Below are 15,840 nucleotides of genomic sequence, written 5' to 3' on the forward strand. Positions count from 1 at the left end.
ACCGCCTCGGACAGAATCGCGGCCCGGGCACAGGCCCCACCTATCATGGGCACCACGAAAGCGCCGTCAGCACGCATGAGAACTACCGGCCGAGGAGCCACCCAACAGTCCAGCGCCCCCTTCAACCGCCGCGTGGTGCTGGACTTCATCCGCCAGCAAGGTGCCGCCTCGCGCAAGGACATCGCCGACATGGTGTCCCTGAGCCCGCAGACGGTGGCCAACATCACCAACGACCTGGAGGCCATCGGCCTCATCGTGTCGCGGCGCCAGAAGGTCGACAAATCGCGCGGCCAACCGCCCATCGCCTTCGAGCTGAACCCGCAGGCCGGCAACGCCATCGGCATCAGCCTGGAGCCGGGCCGGGCCTCGGCCGCCCTCGTCAACCTCGTCGGCGAGATCCGCAGTCGCTGCGAGGTCGAGCTGGACACCGGCGACCGCCAGCAGATGCTGGCCTCCATGCTGCAGCTCGTGGCGCGCCTGCGCCGCGAATCGACCGAGCGCCTCTGGGGCATAGGCGTCGCCCTGCCCGGCCCTCTCGGCCATACCGACATCAGCTTTGTCGGCCCGACGGCGCTGGAAGGCTGGAACGATCTGTCCGTGCTGGACGAACTGCGTGAGACCACCGGCCTGCCTCTTTTCTACCGCGTCGACAGCGTTGCCGGCGCCCTGGGCGAGACGCTGTTCGGCGTCGCCAGGCACCTGGACGACTTCTTCTATCTGCACCTGGGCCTGGGCCTGGGTGGGGCCCTGGTCATCGGCCGCTCGGCCTACCCCGGCGCCGACGGCAATGCCACCGAGATCGGCCACGTGCCCATCGTGCCCGGCGGCACGCCCTGCTATTGCGGCAACCGCGGCTGCCTGGAGCGCTACGTCTCCATGCACTCCCTGGCCGAGGCCCTGGGCGTGAGCGATCACGATGTCTGGACCCTGGACCTCAGCGCACGCCTGCAGCAGCCCGCCGACGAGGCCCTGCACCGCTGGTGCCGCCAGGCCGCCGACCGCCTGCGCGACGCCGTCTGCATGATCGAGAACATGCTGGACCCGCGCTCCATCGTCATCGGCGGCTCCGCGCCCAAGGTGCTGGTGGAGCATCTCGTGGCGCTGGCCCTGCCCTGGCACCGCTCGGTGCGTGGCGGCATGGCGGCGCCCGAGACCCGCATCGTGCTGTCYGACCGCCAGGACGACTCCTCCATCCTCGGCGCCGCCGTGCTGCCCATCTACGAGATGCTGTCGCCGCGCCTGGAAGTGCTGCAGCAGGACCGCCGCGGCGACCTCGACGTGGGCGAATTGCTGGGCCATCGCCCCGCCACCAAACGAAGCGGATAAATATTTCAATCCATTGGATTTAATTATTGACACGACTTCCGATGGGCTCCTATAGTCGGCGCCCATGGACACGGATCGCGCCCTTTTCATCCCTCAGCTCAGCGTCGTCGGCGACGTTGGCGTCGACCTGGTTCTCGGCTCGCTGGAGGGCTGGCCCAGCATCGGCACCGAGCTGTTGATGCCGCGCAGCGAGCTGCGTGCCGGCGGCTCGGGCGCCAACGCGGCGCTGGCCGCCCGCCATATCGGCCAGGCCACCCACCTCATCTCCGCCGTCGGCAACGACCACTTCGGCCACTGGCTGGCCGAGCAGTTCAGCGGCATCCGCACCCACCTGGAAGTCTGCGACCGCGAGACCACCATCTCGGTCGGCCTGATGCACAGCTGCGGCGAGCGCAACTTCTTCACCACCCACGGCCATCTGCAGCAGCTGTCGGTGCAGCATGTGCTCAAGCACCTGCACGCCACGCCAGTGCCTTCCATCGCCCTCTTCACGGCGCCCTTCCTGCTGCCCCACCTGCGCATCCGCTACGCCGACCTGCTGGCCGAGGCGGCCTCGCGCGGCTACCGCATCGCCCTGGACACCGGCTGGCCGCCCGAGGGCTGGGATCGCGATGAGGTGCTGGGCTGGCTGCCGCACTGCGACCACCTGCTCATCAACGAGCTGGAGGCGCGCAGCATCGCCGGCACCAAGGATCTCGACGATGCGCTGACGTTGATCGCCAAGGCGCTGAAGCCCGGCGCCAGCCTCGTCGTCAAGGTCGGCGCCCGCGGGGCGCTGGGCATCGAGAATGGTCAGCGCGTGGTGCATGACACCGAGCCTGCCGACATCTTCGACACCATCGGCGCGGGTGACGCCTTCAACGCCGGCTACCTCTCTGCGCGGTTGCGCGGTGGCGATCTTGCGGAAGGCATGGCCGCGGGCTGCCGCACGGCGCGGGCCATCCTGTCCCGCTTCCCGCGCAAGACCATCCGCGCCGGCGAATTCGCTGACTGCGTGGCCGCCTGAGCACCAAGCCATGAAGCACCGCGCGCTGATCGTCGGCTACATCCTGCTGATCTGGTTCGTGATCTCCTTCGTCACCAACCTGATCGGCCCACTGATGCCGATCATCATCCAGGACTTCAAGCTGAGCCTGGCGCTCGCGGGTTTCCTGCCCTTCTCCTTCTTCCTCGCCTACGGCCTGGTCTCGGTGCCCGGCGGCATGCTGGTCGAGGCGCGCGGACCACGCTTCACCATCCTGATCGCCTTCCTGCTCAACCTCGCCGGGTCGCTGGCCATCGCGCTGTGGCCCAGCTATGGCACGGCCATCGCCGGCCTCTTCGTCATCGGCCTGGGCATGGCCCTGCTGCAGGTCGTCATCAATCCGCTGCTGCGCACGGCCGGCGGCGAGGCCCATTTCGCCTTCTTCTCGGTGATGGGCCAGCTCGTCTTCGGCTTGGCGTCCTTCCTCAGCCCCTGGGCCTTCCAGCTGCTGATGGAGAGGCCGGGCGCGGCCGGCAGCCCGCTGGTGTGGGTCGCCTTCTACTGGATCTTCACGGCCGGCTTCGTCGCCCTCATCCTCGCCAACCAGACCCTGCCCCTGCCCGAGGTCGAGCTCAAGGACGACGAGCGCACCGGCGGCTGGGCGGCCTACAAGGAGCTGCTGGCGCGGCGTGATGTGCGCCTGTTCTTCCTGGGCATCCTGGCCTATGTCGGCACCGAGCAGGTGCTGGCCAACTGGATGTCGCAGTTCCTTTCGACCTATCACGGCTTCTCGGCCACGGCTGAGGGCGCCGATGCCGTCGCGCGCTTCTGGGGCCTGATGTCCGTGGGCTGCCTGCTCGGCCTCGTGCTGCTCAAGCTGCTGGACTCACGCGTCGTGCTGGCCGGCTTCACGGTGCTGGCCATGGGCTGCGTCGGCATCGCGTTGTTCGGGCCGGCGGCCGCTTCGCTGTGGGCCTTCCCGGGCTCGGGCTTTTGCCTGTCGGTGATGTTCTCCATCGTCTTCTCGCTGGGCCTCAATTCCGTGCCCCGCCACCACGGCGCCTTCTCGGGCGTGCTGTGCACCGGCATCCTCGGCGGCGCCGTCGTGCCCCTGCTGGTGGGCGTGCTCGGCGACGCCATCGGCCTGCGCGCCGCCATGACCACCGTCTTCCTGACCCTGGCCTACATCCTGAGCGTCAGCGCCTGGGCGAGGCCACTCGTGCGCAACGAGACCGTCTCGTTGGCGCAGTTGTTGTCCGGCACCAAACCCAAGCCCAGACCCGGGGCCTGACTTCCCGACTCAAACACGCCGTGGCTTTCGGGCCAGGACGGCGGCCGCCCATACACAGACACAAGGAGCCGAGAGCGATGAGAACGAACCGAGCTGGATACGCCAAGACCGTCACCGCAGCCGCCGTGAGCCTGCTGGCCGGCGCGGCCTTTGCCCAAGAGACGACGACCGCCACGACGGACAAGGACAACGCCAGGAATGAGCTGCCCACCGTCACCGTCAGCGCGACGCGCGTCAACTCCAACCTGCTGAAGACGCCGGTCGCCGTCACCGCCATCACGCAGGAGGCGCTGAGCCGCGAGGGCATCCACGACGTGCGCGGCCTGTCCGGCACCGTGCCCAATCTGCAGATCTCCTCGGGCGCCGACTCCGGCATCCAGATCAACATCCGCGGCGTGGGCTCCACCAACTTCACCGAGATCGGTGACCCCGCGGTCGGCCTGCATGTCGGCGGCCTGTACTCGCCGCGGCCGCAAGGGGCGCTCGCGCTGATGTTCGACCTGGAGCAGGTGGAAGTGCTGCGCGGCCCGCAGGGCACGCTGTTCGGCCGCAACTCCACCGGCGGCAGCGTCAACATCATCCCGGCCAAGCCCGAGTTCGGCTCCACCTACGGCAATGTCGAAGCGGACTTCGGCAACTACCGCAAGCGCCAGATCAACCTGATCCAGAACATCGCCGTCAACGACAAGTTCGCGCTGCGCGCCACGGTCAGCAAGGTGCAGCGCGATGGCTGGATCAACCAGCAGCAGGACTTCACCGACGTCAACCTGCCGGCGCATGGCTTTGTCGCCGATGGCATCCCTGACGTGGACCAGCGCCGCAACACCCTGGTCTCCAAAAGCAAGTACTACTACAACCGCGACGAATGGGCGGCCCGCATCGCCGGGCGGCTCAAGCTGACCGACAACATCGAATGGTTGGTGGCCTACGAGAAGTTCCAGAACAATGGCGCCGGCGACGTCGCGATGAAGGACTGCGACATGGCGGCCGGCACCGCCTTCGCCTGCACTGGTGGCAAATGGGACGTCAAGATCAACGTGCCGGGCAAGACCGACATGTCCATCGACACGCTGCGCTCCAACCTGGTGTGGAACCTCAGCCCGCAGAGCAGCATCGAATACGGCTTTGCCTTCGCCAACCAGAAGCGCACGCAGCAGTCCGACGATGACGGCGGCTACCACCCCATCGCCAGCCAGGTGACGGCCAGCCTGCCCGTCGGCCCCGACGGCGACTGGGGCACCTGGCCCGTCAGCGACATGACCTCGTTCACGCTCGGCTCGACCTACAAGTCCAGCGTGCACGAACTGCAGTTCAAGCACCACACCGACACGCTGCAGCTCGTCACGGGCCTGTTCTGGATGCACGAGAAGAACGCCATCGACTATGCGCAGGAGCAGCTGGTCACGGCGCCTTATGGCTTCCCGACCAGCCAGTTCTATCACCAGCCCGACCGCCAGATCGACGCCAAGGCCGTCTTCGCCCAGGCCGACTGGAAGTTCACGCCGACCTGGACCGCCACCCTCGGCGCCCGCTACAGCCATGACAAGAAGACCGACAAGAACGGCCAGGTCTTCGGTGGCTGGGACGGCTCCACGCCGGCCTACTACAACGGCTTGTTCCATCCCGGCACGCCCGGCGAGCCGGGCTTCCGAGCCCACAACGGCCGCGACCTGACCGAGCAGATGGGCCCCTTCGCCGGCACCGGCGCCTATGCCGAATGGGGCCCGCCGGCCGGCAACGACAACGCCCAGAGCTGGAAGAAGGTCACCTACCGCCTGGGCCTGCAGAAGCAGCTGACGCCGCTGGACATGGTCTACACATCGCTGTCCACCGGCTACAAGGCCGGCGGCTTCGGCGACAAGGACGACCGCTGCGGCGGCCACGACTGCGTGGACGGCCCGGCCGGCCCGCAGTACACCTTCTTCCCCTACAAACCCGAGACCGTCACCAACTTCGAGATCGGCTACAAGGGCCTGCTGCTGAACAAGCGGCTGAGCCTGTCGGCCACCCTGTTCTTCAGCCGCTACAAGGACATGCAGGTCACGGGCGACAACTTCGCCTCGCGCATCAAGCGCACCGAGCCCTGCCCCGAAGACAACCCGACCTGCGACATCGTCACCAAGTGGCAGACTGTCAACGTCGGCGTCGTCAGCATCCCGGGCATCGAGCTGGAGGTCGACTACAAGCCCTGGCCCGGCGCGCGCCTGGGAGCCTTCTTCAGCTACATCAACAGCAAGATGAAGGACTACCCGTCCTACAGCGACACCTGGAACTGCGGTGTGCGCGAGGAGATGGGCGCACCGCACTGCCCCGAGCCCTACAGCGGCCCCATCCGCGAGTTCGCCGGCCGCCAGATCCTGGACATCACCGGCAACCACCTGCCCCTGTCGCCCAAGTACAGCTTCGGCATCAACTTCTCACAGAGCTTCATGTTCGGCGAGGGCTGGGAGCTGACGCCCTGGGTCAACCTGAAGTGGCAGGACAAGATGTACTTCACCCTGCTCAACCTGGACAACCCGCACATCTCCGACGGCCAGAAGGCCTTCACCAAGATCGACGCCAGCCTCAAGCTGCAGGCGCCCAAGTACTGGCGCGCCGAGCTCTATGTGCTGAACGCGACCAACAAGATGACGAAGAACGCGGTGCAGGACGGCGGCGGCTTCGTGCGCGCCTACTGGAATGATCCGCGCACCTACGGCATTCGGGTGGGGATCGACTACTGAGGGTCACTCATGCTTGCCGGCGCGGGTTCGGCATTCAGGTGGCTGTCGGCGCTAGGCGATTTGTCGAACGGAGAGCGCGGAAATTCCGTTTTGCAGCGGGTGCCGTCATCGGCGATCAGCCGCCGAGTTCACGCTGCCTGGCAGGAAGCAGTCGCCGGCGCACCTGGCCGGCTGACGGCTTCAACGACCGGTGTCGAGGGCGCTACGGTCGTCCAACCTGGCCGCCCGCGGCTGTCGCCGTCAACTCGCGCCGGAATGTCTGCTGCTCGAAGCGTTGGAATGGCGCTGTCGACCCGTTGCAGTCATCGATGCTCTCGGAATAGGGTGCTCGGAGCTGACGCTCGGGAAATGCGCTACTCAGTCTTCTTCGTCGCAAGAACAAGCGCTGTTCCGAGCAGTAGCGAGCCCATGCCCGCGTAAAAGTGCGCCACCGTGAGACAAAGACCCCCGCATACAAGGCCGGCGCCAAAGTGATGACTGCCCTCTCGTCGGGCGGAGGCGCAAACGGCCAGCAACAAGGCAGTGACTCCCAGTACAACGCCAAAGCACAGCATCGCGTCCAAGGCGGTTTCGTCGGTGAACGAGAACAGGCTTGGCGCCTTGGCCTCGTCCATACTGCCCTCTGACGGCTGGCGAATGAAGCCGAGCTCGTCAGCCGTGTTCAAGAGCCATGCGCTGGCAGTGCCACGGAACGACTCGCCATGCCGAGCCACGATCACAAAGATCAGTCCGACCGAACCCGCCAAGATTGAACCTAAGCCTGCAAGCGCTTGCACCCTCAACTGTTGAATCCTCTCCGCGGCCCACGAGGGCGTGTCGTTTGTCCCCCGACTGCGACCAAATGGTCGAATGTCAAAAGCCTACCTGAGTGCGGCCGATGGCCAGCGACAGCCCCTGGCCGGTCGGCGCCGATCGTCATCGCAACGCCACGCGTGCCGCAAGGATCGTGAAGGAAGCATCCTTGCCTGATCCATATCGAAAAACGCGATAGCGCGACAAGTCGATGCGGCTTGCCAGGAGGGGCGGTAGGCTCAACACCTCTTCTCCGAGTGGCGTCATCGGGTAAGGCGTCTGGTTCGGGTTCGGTGTATGGACGTAAACGGCGTCGCTCGCGGAGTCAGCAGGCTTGACCGATGCGAACACTTGGTACGCGTCTTCGAAGCTAGTCAACTCGACTTGAGCTCTTCGAAATGCATGCAGGAGCACCGCCAAATGCCGGCGCCGATCAAGCCAGCTCTTGTTGCCGAGACCGTCCCAATCGAAATGCTGGTGGGAATAGTCGCACCACTGCTTGCGCGCCATGTCGACCTTGTATGAACGCGCCTTTCGCCATATGGCGACGTAGTAGGCACGATCAGGCTGACGTAGCATCTTCACTCGCGGGTTCGGACTCTTCATTGCGCTTGACTGTATCGAACGTGTCTGCATCGCTCGATACCAGACATTTGTGAGAGGCAGCTCCTGGCCGGGCGCAGTCAGATTGACTCATACACATCCATGAGCGCATTGCCTTTTGGGCTGCTCTTTAGCCCGCTTGTCGTATCGATCCTAGGCATCGGCGTAGGTCCAGCAGCGGTGGTGGTAATTGCTTGGTCGGGGTCGCCTGCTTGACGAGGAAGAACACTATCCCGTCTGGTTCGCATTCGCCGCCTCGCTCGGTACACGCACGAGATCCGCCGTATCGGACACCCATTGATCCGGATCTCCGCGATACGTCTCCAACCGCCGACGCGCTTCGGACCTCCAGCCGCCTTTCGCTGCCAGTTCGCAAAGCAGCGCCAACCCAATGCGGCGAAGAGCTCCGGATGCCTCCCCGCCCAGTGCCCCCTCCAGCGTGACAAGGCTCTGCTCGCTTCGGCCAGCCACGCACTGGGCCATCGAAGCAACCGCGTCTGCGACGACGCCCGGGTGCAGCAAGCTCTTGGCCTGCAATCGACGAAGCAGATCCAAGGCCTGGTCGGGTGCGAAGACGGTGAGCGCTACCTGGACGGCTTGACCAACGTGCCAGCGTCGATCGATCAGCGCATCCGCAAGCGGGGTCGCAGAGGTGGTGAGTTCCGCCGCGCCTTCGCGCCTGAGATGACGGTATGCAGAGACGATGGCCGCGAGCGAACTCGGCTGCTTCACCGCAGCGAAGTTGGCCGCCAAAGCTTGGCCAGCGGTGCGGCCATAGGTTGCGAGCAGAACCTGCGCCGCCAGTTGAACCAGCGCGGTGTCGATGTCGTCGAGCTGCCCGACGAGGGCGTCTCGCAGGGACGACTCCCCTTTCGCTGGTGGCATCTGAACGAGGCGCTCGAGAGTTTCCTTGCGAATGAGCGCGTCGGCATGTTGAAGCAACAGGGCCATGTGCTGCCCCCACGCGCGTTGGCCTTCGGGCGTCAATCCGACCTGGGGCACACGGATCGTGGAACGTGCCAACGCCGGAGAGCCGTCGAGCGCGGCGGCGCGAAGGCGCAGCCAGGTCTCCGGCTTGTCGAGGAAGTTCCAGTACGCGCGCAGCAGCGCGATGCGCACGTCCGGGTGCAGAGACGCGTCCTCATCGAAGCCTTCCAGGAAGTTGTACGCAGCGTCGCTGCGTAGGTCGCCGACGAGCCGCACGACTTCCTTGGCCACGGTGACCTTGTCCCGTGGCACCTGGCCGATCAGCCGGAGTGCCTGCGCAGCCGGCATGGCGACCACCGATTGCCGCAAGGCGTAGATCGCGACGCGGGCGCGCGCATCATCGAGCGCGGAGATCAGGGTGGGGACTCCACGGCCGCCGTCCGCGCGCCCGAGTGCTTCCAGCGCCTTGTCGCGCAGCGCCGCATCCGGAGAATCCAAGCGCGCGAGCCGGATGACCGGATCCAAGGCGAGCGACGGCATTGCGGCGTATCGCCGGACAACGCCATACAGTTCCCATGCGTTCCGTTTGGGGCTGTTCAGAATCGCAAGCAGCGAGTCGCCATAGCGCTGTTGCTGAGCCGCGGTCCAACGCTCGAAGCCGCTCTCAAAGACCGGCAGGAAGGCCGCCTGACCGGAGGAGAACCGGCCGCTGAACTGGCGCGGGGTCAAGAACGGCGTCAGCAGGTCTTGCCGGTTCCTGTGCAGGTGCTGAGCCACGGTGCTGACGGTGATCCAGCCAGGCTCTCGATCGAGCAACGGTGGGATCCATTCGTCCAACCGCTTCGGAGGCCCTATGTGCGCCAATGCCTCGAGGCCTGATCGGGCGTCATTGGCACGGCCGTCGCGGGAAAGTGCGAACAGGAGATCGGTGAAGGATTCGACCGCCCTCGCCCGGCAACCGAATGCCAGGATCAGCCGAACGGCGACGGTCCCCTGGTTGCGCTGGACCCAGGTCTCCAGCATCGGCATCAGCGGCGGCGCAACTCGCCGCATCTCCCGGTCACTCATGCGCGATTCCCAATGGGCCGCGCCGATCCGACCGATGCCTCCCAGTCGCTCGACCAGACGCGGCAAGGTGGTCGCGACGAAATCGGAGTGCATGACGATGACCCCCATCAGCCACTGCACCGCAGCCGACATGGTCATGGACGAGCAGTCACGCGCGCGAAGCGCCGCATCGATCAGCGCTGTGAAGCTGGGCAGATGCCTGGCCTCCCAGCGCGAGACAGGCAGCGCCGCCAGTGCCGTGAACATCGCGAGCCGCACCGGATCCTGCTCGTTGTCACGTGCCATGCAGAAGTCGAGCACGGCGTCCAAGCTCGCGGATTCATAGCGGGCGGAATGGACCACGGCAGCAACAGCCTGCGCGCGCAGCTCGCCATCCGGCTGCGACAGGTAAGGCCGCGCCAGTTGCGAAGCCTCAGCAAACGGCAGACAGCCGAGGAATGCCACGCGCGTCATCGGCTCTGTTTCGAGGAGGCGCGCTGAGAAAGCACGGCGTGCTTCTGACTGACGCGTCTCCTTCGATAACGCGCGTACCAGCGAGACGGGCACCGCGCCGCTGGGCGCTCGCCACCCTTCACCTGCGAGGCCGTACAGCGCTGCGCGCAGCACTGGCGTCAGCCGAGGGAATACGGCCTGCAGGTTCGGCAGCGCATCCGCCGCGTGCAGAGCACATAGGGTCTCGGGATCCAGCCTTTTCAGCACATTGACCGGCAAACCGACACGCGCCGTGCCTGCGTGATTCAGCAGGATGCCGGCCACAGCCTGAGGGAAGTGCGCCGCGTAGCGGCCCAATGGAAGCGTCGTGATCGGCATCCGGCCTGCCGCGGCCGCAAGCAGCGTCAGCCCGGCGTCGCGATCCTGGCGTAGCAGGCCATGCAGGGCTGCCACGACCCTCAGGCGAAGGACGTAAGAGACCGGCTCGGCTTCCTCAAGTTCGCGAACTAACGCATCGCGGGTGTCCCCCGGCAGCCGCTGGGCCAGCGTTGCCCATCGCGAGGGTGCGAGTGAAGCAATTTCGTCAGTGGCGAGCCTTGCAGCGATGAAGGCATCACTGGTCCAAGGCAGAAGAGGCAAACAGTCCGCCTGCGACAGCCGGGAGTGCACCGCATCGTTGACGTGCGCCCGGCCCGCCTTCCATAGCCGCCAGGCCAGTGTCTGGCGACAGCGCGGCGCCAAACCGGGCATCCGCTCGAGCACCACGTCGTCAGGAACCGTCCGCGCAGCGAGTCGCGCGGCGCGCAGGGCGAGGGATTGAGACGGATCACCCAGGAAGCCGGCAATGACGCCTACATCCCGCGACCCCGACGCGGCCATCACGGCCAGCAACCGCTCGTAGTGCACCTCCGAGCCCGCCAGGGTCTGCAGCGCTTGCGCCAGCCGGCGATTCTGGGCCGACTCCCGTCCAAGCTCGATCATCCGGCGGAATCGCTGGTCATGGCTGAGGGCGCTGACCTCATCGACGATGTCCCTCGCGGTGGGTGCGGTCCAGGGGAGCTTCATGACGATGGGAGGGTGTGGCGATAAGGGGACCGGAGGATACGGCGTCACCGTAGGAGCGTCCGGACGAAACAGGAAGCTCGCAACCGTGGATATTCACCAGCGCATTGACTCACGGGAGTTGCGACCCGGTGATCCCGCCAAGGCGTGCGAAAGGCGCGCGCCTGTGCGCCGAAATGTGCCGACTCGAAAAGCGGCCTTTGAAGGTATCTACCCGGTCCGGCTTACACCGGAAACGGCCACGCAGCCTACGGGTCGATTTGAGCCGCTCGCGCCGAGCAGAAGCGGTCGCTGAACCGGGTACGGTGCGGCGGGGCACTTTCGAGCGACAGGTTCGGATCGCGAAGCGGCCGGTTATGGCGGGAGCGGTCGCTCAGACCTTGAAGCGCGACCGACCGAGATCAGCCAGAAGCTGTCTATCGGAGGCTTCAGCAATCGATGCAAAGGCCGTGGCGCGGGAGGTCTGGCTCCCCAACTCGGCCTCCGCGGAACGCTCCACGGTCCCCCTGCATTTACCATCCACCCATGAACCAATCGCAGCACGAATACCTCGTTGTGTCGCGTGGGCTGTGGGACGAAAAAGCGTCTCGCGAGGACGTCCAGCGCGCCATCGATCAGTTCTACGTCTGGTACGAGGGCCAGCTGGCGGCAGGTCGGATGAAACCCGGCAGCCGGTTGGCGCCCGAAGGCAAGCTCATTGCCCACGGGCTCGTCACCGACGGCCCCTTCGCGGAGACCAAGGAGATCGTCGGCGGCTACTGGTTCATCGTCGCCACGAGCCTGGAGGAAGCGGCCGAACTCGCCGCGCAGAACCCCTGCCTGGCCTTCGGTCTGACGCTGGAGATCCGCCCCCTCGACGCCGAGCGGGCGCGGGCGACGGACATCACCAACGAAACGCCGCCGCTCTGGCGTCAGCGTTGAGGCCTGGCGCCCCACCGCCGCGCAAGACACATGTTCGCCCTCCAACCCATCGGCCATGTGCGCTCACCGCTGACGAGCCGGGAGCAGGCGCCCAAGCAAGGCGATGAAGGCGCCCCCACGGCGTGGCTGGAGTTCCTGCCCGCTTTCGAGGCGGGCCTGCGCGACCTGCAGGTGGGCGACGACATCCTGTTGCTGACCTGGCTGGACCGCGGCCAGCGCGAGACCTTGAGCGTGCATCCACGCGACGACCTGAACGCCCCGCTGCGCGGCGTGTTCAGCACGCGCTCGCAAGACCGGCCCAACCCCGTGGGGCTGCACCGCGTCACGCTGGTCGAGAAAGACGGCCCGCTTCGCTACCAGGCACTCCATCTCGAAGCCTTCGACGGCACGCCGATCATCGACGTCAAGCCGGTGCTGGATCGCCTGCGGGAGCGCTAGCGCAAATACCGGTTCGGCACATTGCCCAGCCGCGGCGCGGGCCGCCCCAGGGCCGCGAGCAGTTCGACGATGTTGGCGTAGGTATCGGCCTCGATGCGCTGCATCTGCGGCAGCAGGCCGAGTTGGGCGTAGGACAGCGGCGTCACGTCGTAGCAGACCGTCTCCCAGTCGAAGCCGCGGCCCCAGGTGATGCCCTGAACGCGCACGTCCGCCCTCGCGCCAGCCGCGAGCAGCAGGCGCATGACGGGCGCCGAACGGTTGGCATTCGAGTTCACGGCGTGGAAGAGCGGCGTCTGGCCGTTCAGCCCGTCGGCGTCGACATCGGCCGCGGCGTTCGGGTCTGCGCCCAGTGCCAACAGCCGCTCGGCGACCTCTGCGTGGCCGTACTCCGCCGCCACATGCAGCAGCGTGGCGCCGTCAAGCGGCGTGAAGGTGCAGGGCATCTGCGTGCGGTGACGCAGCAACACCGGGTTCGCCGCCACGGCCGAGGCCAGCGCGTCGGCGTCGTTGAGCAGCACGGGCGCCAGGTGCGGGTCGTCCAGCACGGCACCACGTTCCAGCAGCAACCGAAGGCAGGTGGCAAACCGGTCCGAACGAAAGTACATCTCGATCAGATGGTTGACCACCGTCTTGCCGCCGATGCTTGAACTCGCATCGAAGCCGGCATCGAGGACGGCCCGGATGTCTTCAACGTCGTGCGTTTCAAAGGCGGTGAGCAGACGCTCGGAGATGCCGGTCATGACTTGCTTTCGGTAAGCAACCGATGCGCCTTCACGGCGCGGCCTGGGGACTGGGGACTGGGTGTTGGGAAGCGATGCTACGACCGCCGGCCTGCCGGGCCCGCCTTCCTTTGCCAGGGCGAGGTCGCCATACTCCGGCCGGTGCAGGAACTTGAACAAATCCTGATCATCTTCATCGCCGCCGTGGCACTGGCTGCCGCCGCGCGGCGTGCGGGCGCGCCCTACCCGGTGTTCCTGGCCATTGGCGGCGCGCTGCTGGCCCTGGTGCCGGGTGCACCCAGCCCCAGCCTGCCGCCCGAACTGGTGCTGGCCCTGTTCGTCGCGCCGGTTCTCGTCGACGCTGGTTACGACGCGTCATTGCGGGACCTCAGAGACAACTGGGCGCCTCTGGTCAGCCTGGTGATCTTCGCGGTCGGCCTCACGACGGCCGCAGTGGCCATGGTGGCTCACGCCCTCGTGCCGGGCCTGCCATGGGCCGCGGCCGTGGCGCTGGGCGCCATCGTCGCGCCGCCCGATGCGGTGGCGGCCACTGCGGTGCTGCGGCCGCTGCGCCCGCCGCAGCGCATCCTGGGCATCCTCGAAGGCGAGAGCCTGCTCAACGACGCCAGCGCCCTGCTGATCTACCGCCTGGCCGTCGGTGCAGTGGCGGCCGGCGGCTTCTCGGTGCAGGCGGTGGCGCCGACCTTCCTGCTGGCCGTGCTGGGCAGCCTGATCGCGGGGCCTGCGCTGGGCTGGCTGGTGCAGCGCATGTTCGAGCATGTGCAGCACATTCCCACGGCCATCATCCTGCAGTTCATTGGCACCATCAGCGTGTGGCAGCTGGCGGAGCATGTCGGGCTGTCGGGCGTGCTGACCACGGTCTGCTTCGCCATGACGCTGGCGCGCATGGCACCGGCGCGCATCCCTGCCCGCGTTCGCATCCCCACCAACGCGGTCTGGGCCACGGTGGTGTTCGCGCTGAACATTTTTGCGTTCATCTTCATCGGGTTGCAGATCCGCCCCATCCTGATGGCGCTGGAGCCGTCGGCGCGAACGCAGTACCTGCTGGTGGCCGCCGCCGTGCTGGTCACCGTCATCGTCGTGCGCGTCGCCTGGCACATGTCCTTCAACGCCGCGATCCGCTGGCGCGACCACCGCCACGGCTTCAATCCGCCGCGGCCCATGCTGCGGCCCAGCGTGGGCAGCGGGCTGGTGATCTCCTGGGCGGGCATGCGCGGCATCGTCACGCTGGCGGCGGCGCTGGCGCTGCCCGAAGGCTTTCCGGCCCGCGACCTGATCGTGCTGACGGCCTTCCTCGTGGTGCTGGGCACGCTGCTGATCCAGGGGCTGACACTGAAGCCTTTGCTGCGCGCGCTCAATCTGAAGGACGGCGACCCGGTGGCGCATGAAGAGCATGCCGCGCGCCAGCGCATGCTGGAGGCCGCCTTTGAGCAACTGCCCGCAGACAGCTCCGCCGCCGTGAGCCTGGTGCGCAAGAACCTGAAGATGCACCTGGGCCGGCCGCTGCATGAAAGCGGCAGCCCATTCGCTTCATTCGGTGCCGAGTACGACAACAGCTACCGCGCCGCGCTGCAGGCGGCCCGGCAGGTGCTGCTGGCCATGCGCGACGCCGGCGAGATCGGCGACGACGCCTTCCACACGCTGGAGAACGATCTGGATTGGCTGGAGGTGTCGGATCCGCTGCGGGCGGCGAATGCCGATGCGACGGAGTAGATGCGACGAAGTAGGGGTGATCGATTGAGGATGCCGTCTTCAACGAACCTGGACTCGACCCGGCACCGCGGCGTAGGATGATTTTTGCCTTGCCGGCCGAGCCACGGCGACAAGTTCATTGTGTTTGGCTTTGACGGAGAGTCATATGGGCTATCACTTGGAAGGTCGTCTGCTGGAGGTTTGCAACTGCAACGTGCTGTGTCCCTGCTGGATCGGCGAGGACCCAGACAACGGCACCTGCGACACCATCGTCGCCTGGCGCATCGACAAGGGCGTGATCGACGGCGTGGACGTCGGCGGCAACACCATCGCGGCCGTGGCCCATGTCCCCGGCAACATCCTCAAAGGCAACTGGACCGCCGCAATCTTTGTCGACGACAAGGCCTCGGCGGCGCAGGAGGCAGCCCTGCTCAAGGTCTACACGGGCCAGGCCGGCGGGCCGGTCGCCGATCTCGCCGCCCTCATTGGCACGGTGGTGTCGGTCGAGCGGGCGCCCATCAAGTTCACCGTGCAAGACGGCAAGGGCATCCTCGAGATCGGCACGAATTACTACGCCGAACTCGAGCCCTATCGCGGTGCGATGGGTGGGCTGACGACCTTGTCCGACACCGTGTTCTCGACGGTGCCGGGCGCGCCGGTGTTTGTCGGCAAGGCCCCGACTTACCGTTCCAAGAACCCGGCACTGGGCATCGATCTCGATCTCAAGAACCACAACGCGCTGCAGAGCACCTTCGTCTTCGACGCATGAGCGCCGCGSCGGGCCGCCCCAAGCAAGCTCGCTCCCGCTTGGCGGGAGTGAGCCCGGACATGGGATGCCCTGTGGGCATCCCATGCCTGGCG

Annotated in this window: 12 protein-coding genes; 8 read left to right on the top strand and 4 right to left on the bottom strand. The window is 66.5% G+C overall.

Annotated features, from left to right (window positions below; translation table 11 throughout):
• Positions 1-75 precede the first annotated feature (75 nt).
• From ACXJKJ_RS25105 to ACXJKJ_RS25120, 4 genes are all read left to right on the top strand, one after another.
• Entirely contained in the window at positions 76-1,326 is a 1,251-nt protein-coding gene (locus ACXJKJ_RS25105) for an ROK family protein (RefSeq protein WP_457393392.1), read from the top strand.
• 64 nt (positions 1,327-1,390) lie between these two features.
• Positions 1,391-2,332, top strand: a complete 942-nt coding sequence (locus ACXJKJ_RS25110) for a carbohydrate kinase family protein (protein WP_457393394.1) — start codon at positions 1,391-1,393, stop codon at positions 2,330-2,332.
• A gap of 10 nt (positions 2,333-2,342) precedes the next feature.
• On the top strand, positions 2,343-3,581 hold the full coding sequence (locus ACXJKJ_RS25115) for an MFS transporter (RefSeq protein WP_457393396.1): 1,239 nt from the start codon (positions 2,343-2,345) through the stop codon (positions 3,579-3,581).
• A 77-nt stretch (positions 3,582-3,658) separates the two neighbouring features.
• A complete protein-coding gene (locus ACXJKJ_RS25120) occupies positions 3,659-6,304 on the top strand; it encodes a TonB-dependent receptor (protein ID WP_457393398.1) in 2,646 nt (881 codons plus the stop codon).
• Between the two features lie 353 nt (positions 6,305-6,657).
• Here ACXJKJ_RS25120 and ACXJKJ_RS25125 read toward each other — a convergent pair whose 3' ends face one another.
• The 3 genes from ACXJKJ_RS25125 to ACXJKJ_RS25135 all read right to left on the bottom strand — a co-directional run bounded on the left by ACXJKJ_RS25125 (position 6,658) and on the right by ACXJKJ_RS25135 (position 11,191).
• Entirely contained in the window at positions 6,658-7,086 is a 429-nt protein-coding gene (locus tag ACXJKJ_RS25125) for a hypothetical protein (protein WP_457393400.1), read from the bottom strand.
• Between the two features lie 133 nt (positions 7,087-7,219).
• Positions 7,220-7,681, bottom strand: a complete 462-nt coding sequence (locus ACXJKJ_RS25130; protein ID WP_457393402.1) for a hypothetical protein — start codon at positions 7,679-7,681, stop codon at positions 7,220-7,222.
• Between the two features lie 246 nt (positions 7,682-7,927).
• Positions 7,928-11,191 carry a hypothetical protein gene (locus ACXJKJ_RS25135; protein WP_457393404.1) on the bottom strand — a complete coding sequence of 1,088 codons (3,264 nt, stop codon included), beginning with the start codon at positions 11,189-11,191 and terminating at the stop codon, positions 7,928-7,930.
• A gap of 522 nt (positions 11,192-11,713) precedes the next feature.
• Between ACXJKJ_RS25135 and ACXJKJ_RS25140 the strand changes: the two genes are divergently transcribed.
• Positions 11,714-12,109 carry a YciI family protein gene (locus tag ACXJKJ_RS25140; RefSeq protein ID WP_457393406.1) on the top strand — a complete coding sequence of 132 codons (396 nt, stop codon included), beginning with the start codon at positions 11,714-11,716 and terminating at the stop codon, positions 12,107-12,109.
• 30 nt (positions 12,110-12,139) lie between these two features.
• Positions 12,140-12,547, top strand: coding sequence for a tRNA (N6-threonylcarbamoyladenosine(37)-N6)-methyltransferase TrmO (gene tsaA / locus ACXJKJ_RS25145; protein WP_457393408.1), 408 nt, complete (start codon positions 12,140-12,142; stop codon positions 12,545-12,547).
• Here tsaA and ACXJKJ_RS25150 read toward each other — a convergent pair.
• On the bottom strand, positions 12,544-13,287 hold the full coding sequence (locus tag ACXJKJ_RS25150; RefSeq protein ID WP_457393410.1) for an ankyrin repeat domain-containing protein: 744 nt from the start codon (positions 13,285-13,287) through the stop codon (positions 12,544-12,546). The genes tsaA and ACXJKJ_RS25150 overlap by 4 nt on opposite strands.
• Before the next feature lie 141 nt (positions 13,288-13,428).
• Between ACXJKJ_RS25150 and ACXJKJ_RS25155 the strand changes: the two genes are divergently transcribed.
• Positions 13,429-15,000 (top strand): cation:proton antiporter, encoded by a 1,572-nt coding sequence (locus tag ACXJKJ_RS25155; protein ID WP_457393412.1) that lies wholly within the window; start codon positions 13,429-13,431, stop codon positions 14,998-15,000.
• A 145-nt stretch (positions 15,001-15,145) separates the two neighbouring features.
• Entirely contained in the window at positions 15,146-15,748 is a 603-nt protein-coding gene (locus ACXJKJ_RS25160; protein WP_457323038.1) for a DUF1326 domain-containing protein, read from the top strand.
• Positions 15,749-15,840 lie beyond the last annotated feature (92 nt).

Source organism: Roseateles sp. P5_E1, assembly GCF_054049335.1.

What these genes read in the sequence shown, in the direction of transcription:
- ACXJKJ_RS25120 (WP_457393398.1), top strand. Translation starts at nt 3,659, where the DNA reads ATGAGAACGAACCGAGCTGGATACGCCAAGACCGTCACCGCAGCCGCC.
- ACXJKJ_RS25115 (WP_457393396.1), top strand. Translation starts at nt 2,343, where the DNA reads ATGAAGCACCGCGCGCTGATCGTCGGCTACATCCTGCTGATCTGGTTC.
- ACXJKJ_RS25110 (WP_457393394.1), top strand. Translation starts at nt 1,391, where the DNA reads ATGGACACGGATCGCGCCCTTTTCATCCCTCAGCTCAGCGTCGTCGGC.
- ACXJKJ_RS25135 (WP_457393404.1), bottom strand. Translation starts at nt 11,191, where the DNA reads ATGAAGCTCCCCTGGACCGCACCCACCGCGAGGGACATCGTCGATGAG.
- ACXJKJ_RS25150 (WP_457393410.1), bottom strand. Translation starts at nt 13,287, where the DNA reads ATGACCGGCATCTCCGAGCGTCTGCTCACCGCCTTTGAAACGCACGAC.
- tsaA (WP_457393408.1), top strand. Translation starts at nt 12,140, where the DNA reads ATGTTCGCCCTCCAACCCATCGGCCATGTGCGCTCACCGCTGACGAGC.
- ACXJKJ_RS25140 (WP_457393406.1), top strand. Translation starts at nt 11,714, where the DNA reads ATGAACCAATCGCAGCACGAATACCTCGTTGTGTCGCGTGGGCTGTGG.
- ACXJKJ_RS25160 (WP_457323038.1), top strand. Translation starts at nt 15,146, where the DNA reads ATGGGCTATCACTTGGAAGGTCGTCTGCTGGAGGTTTGCAACTGCAAC.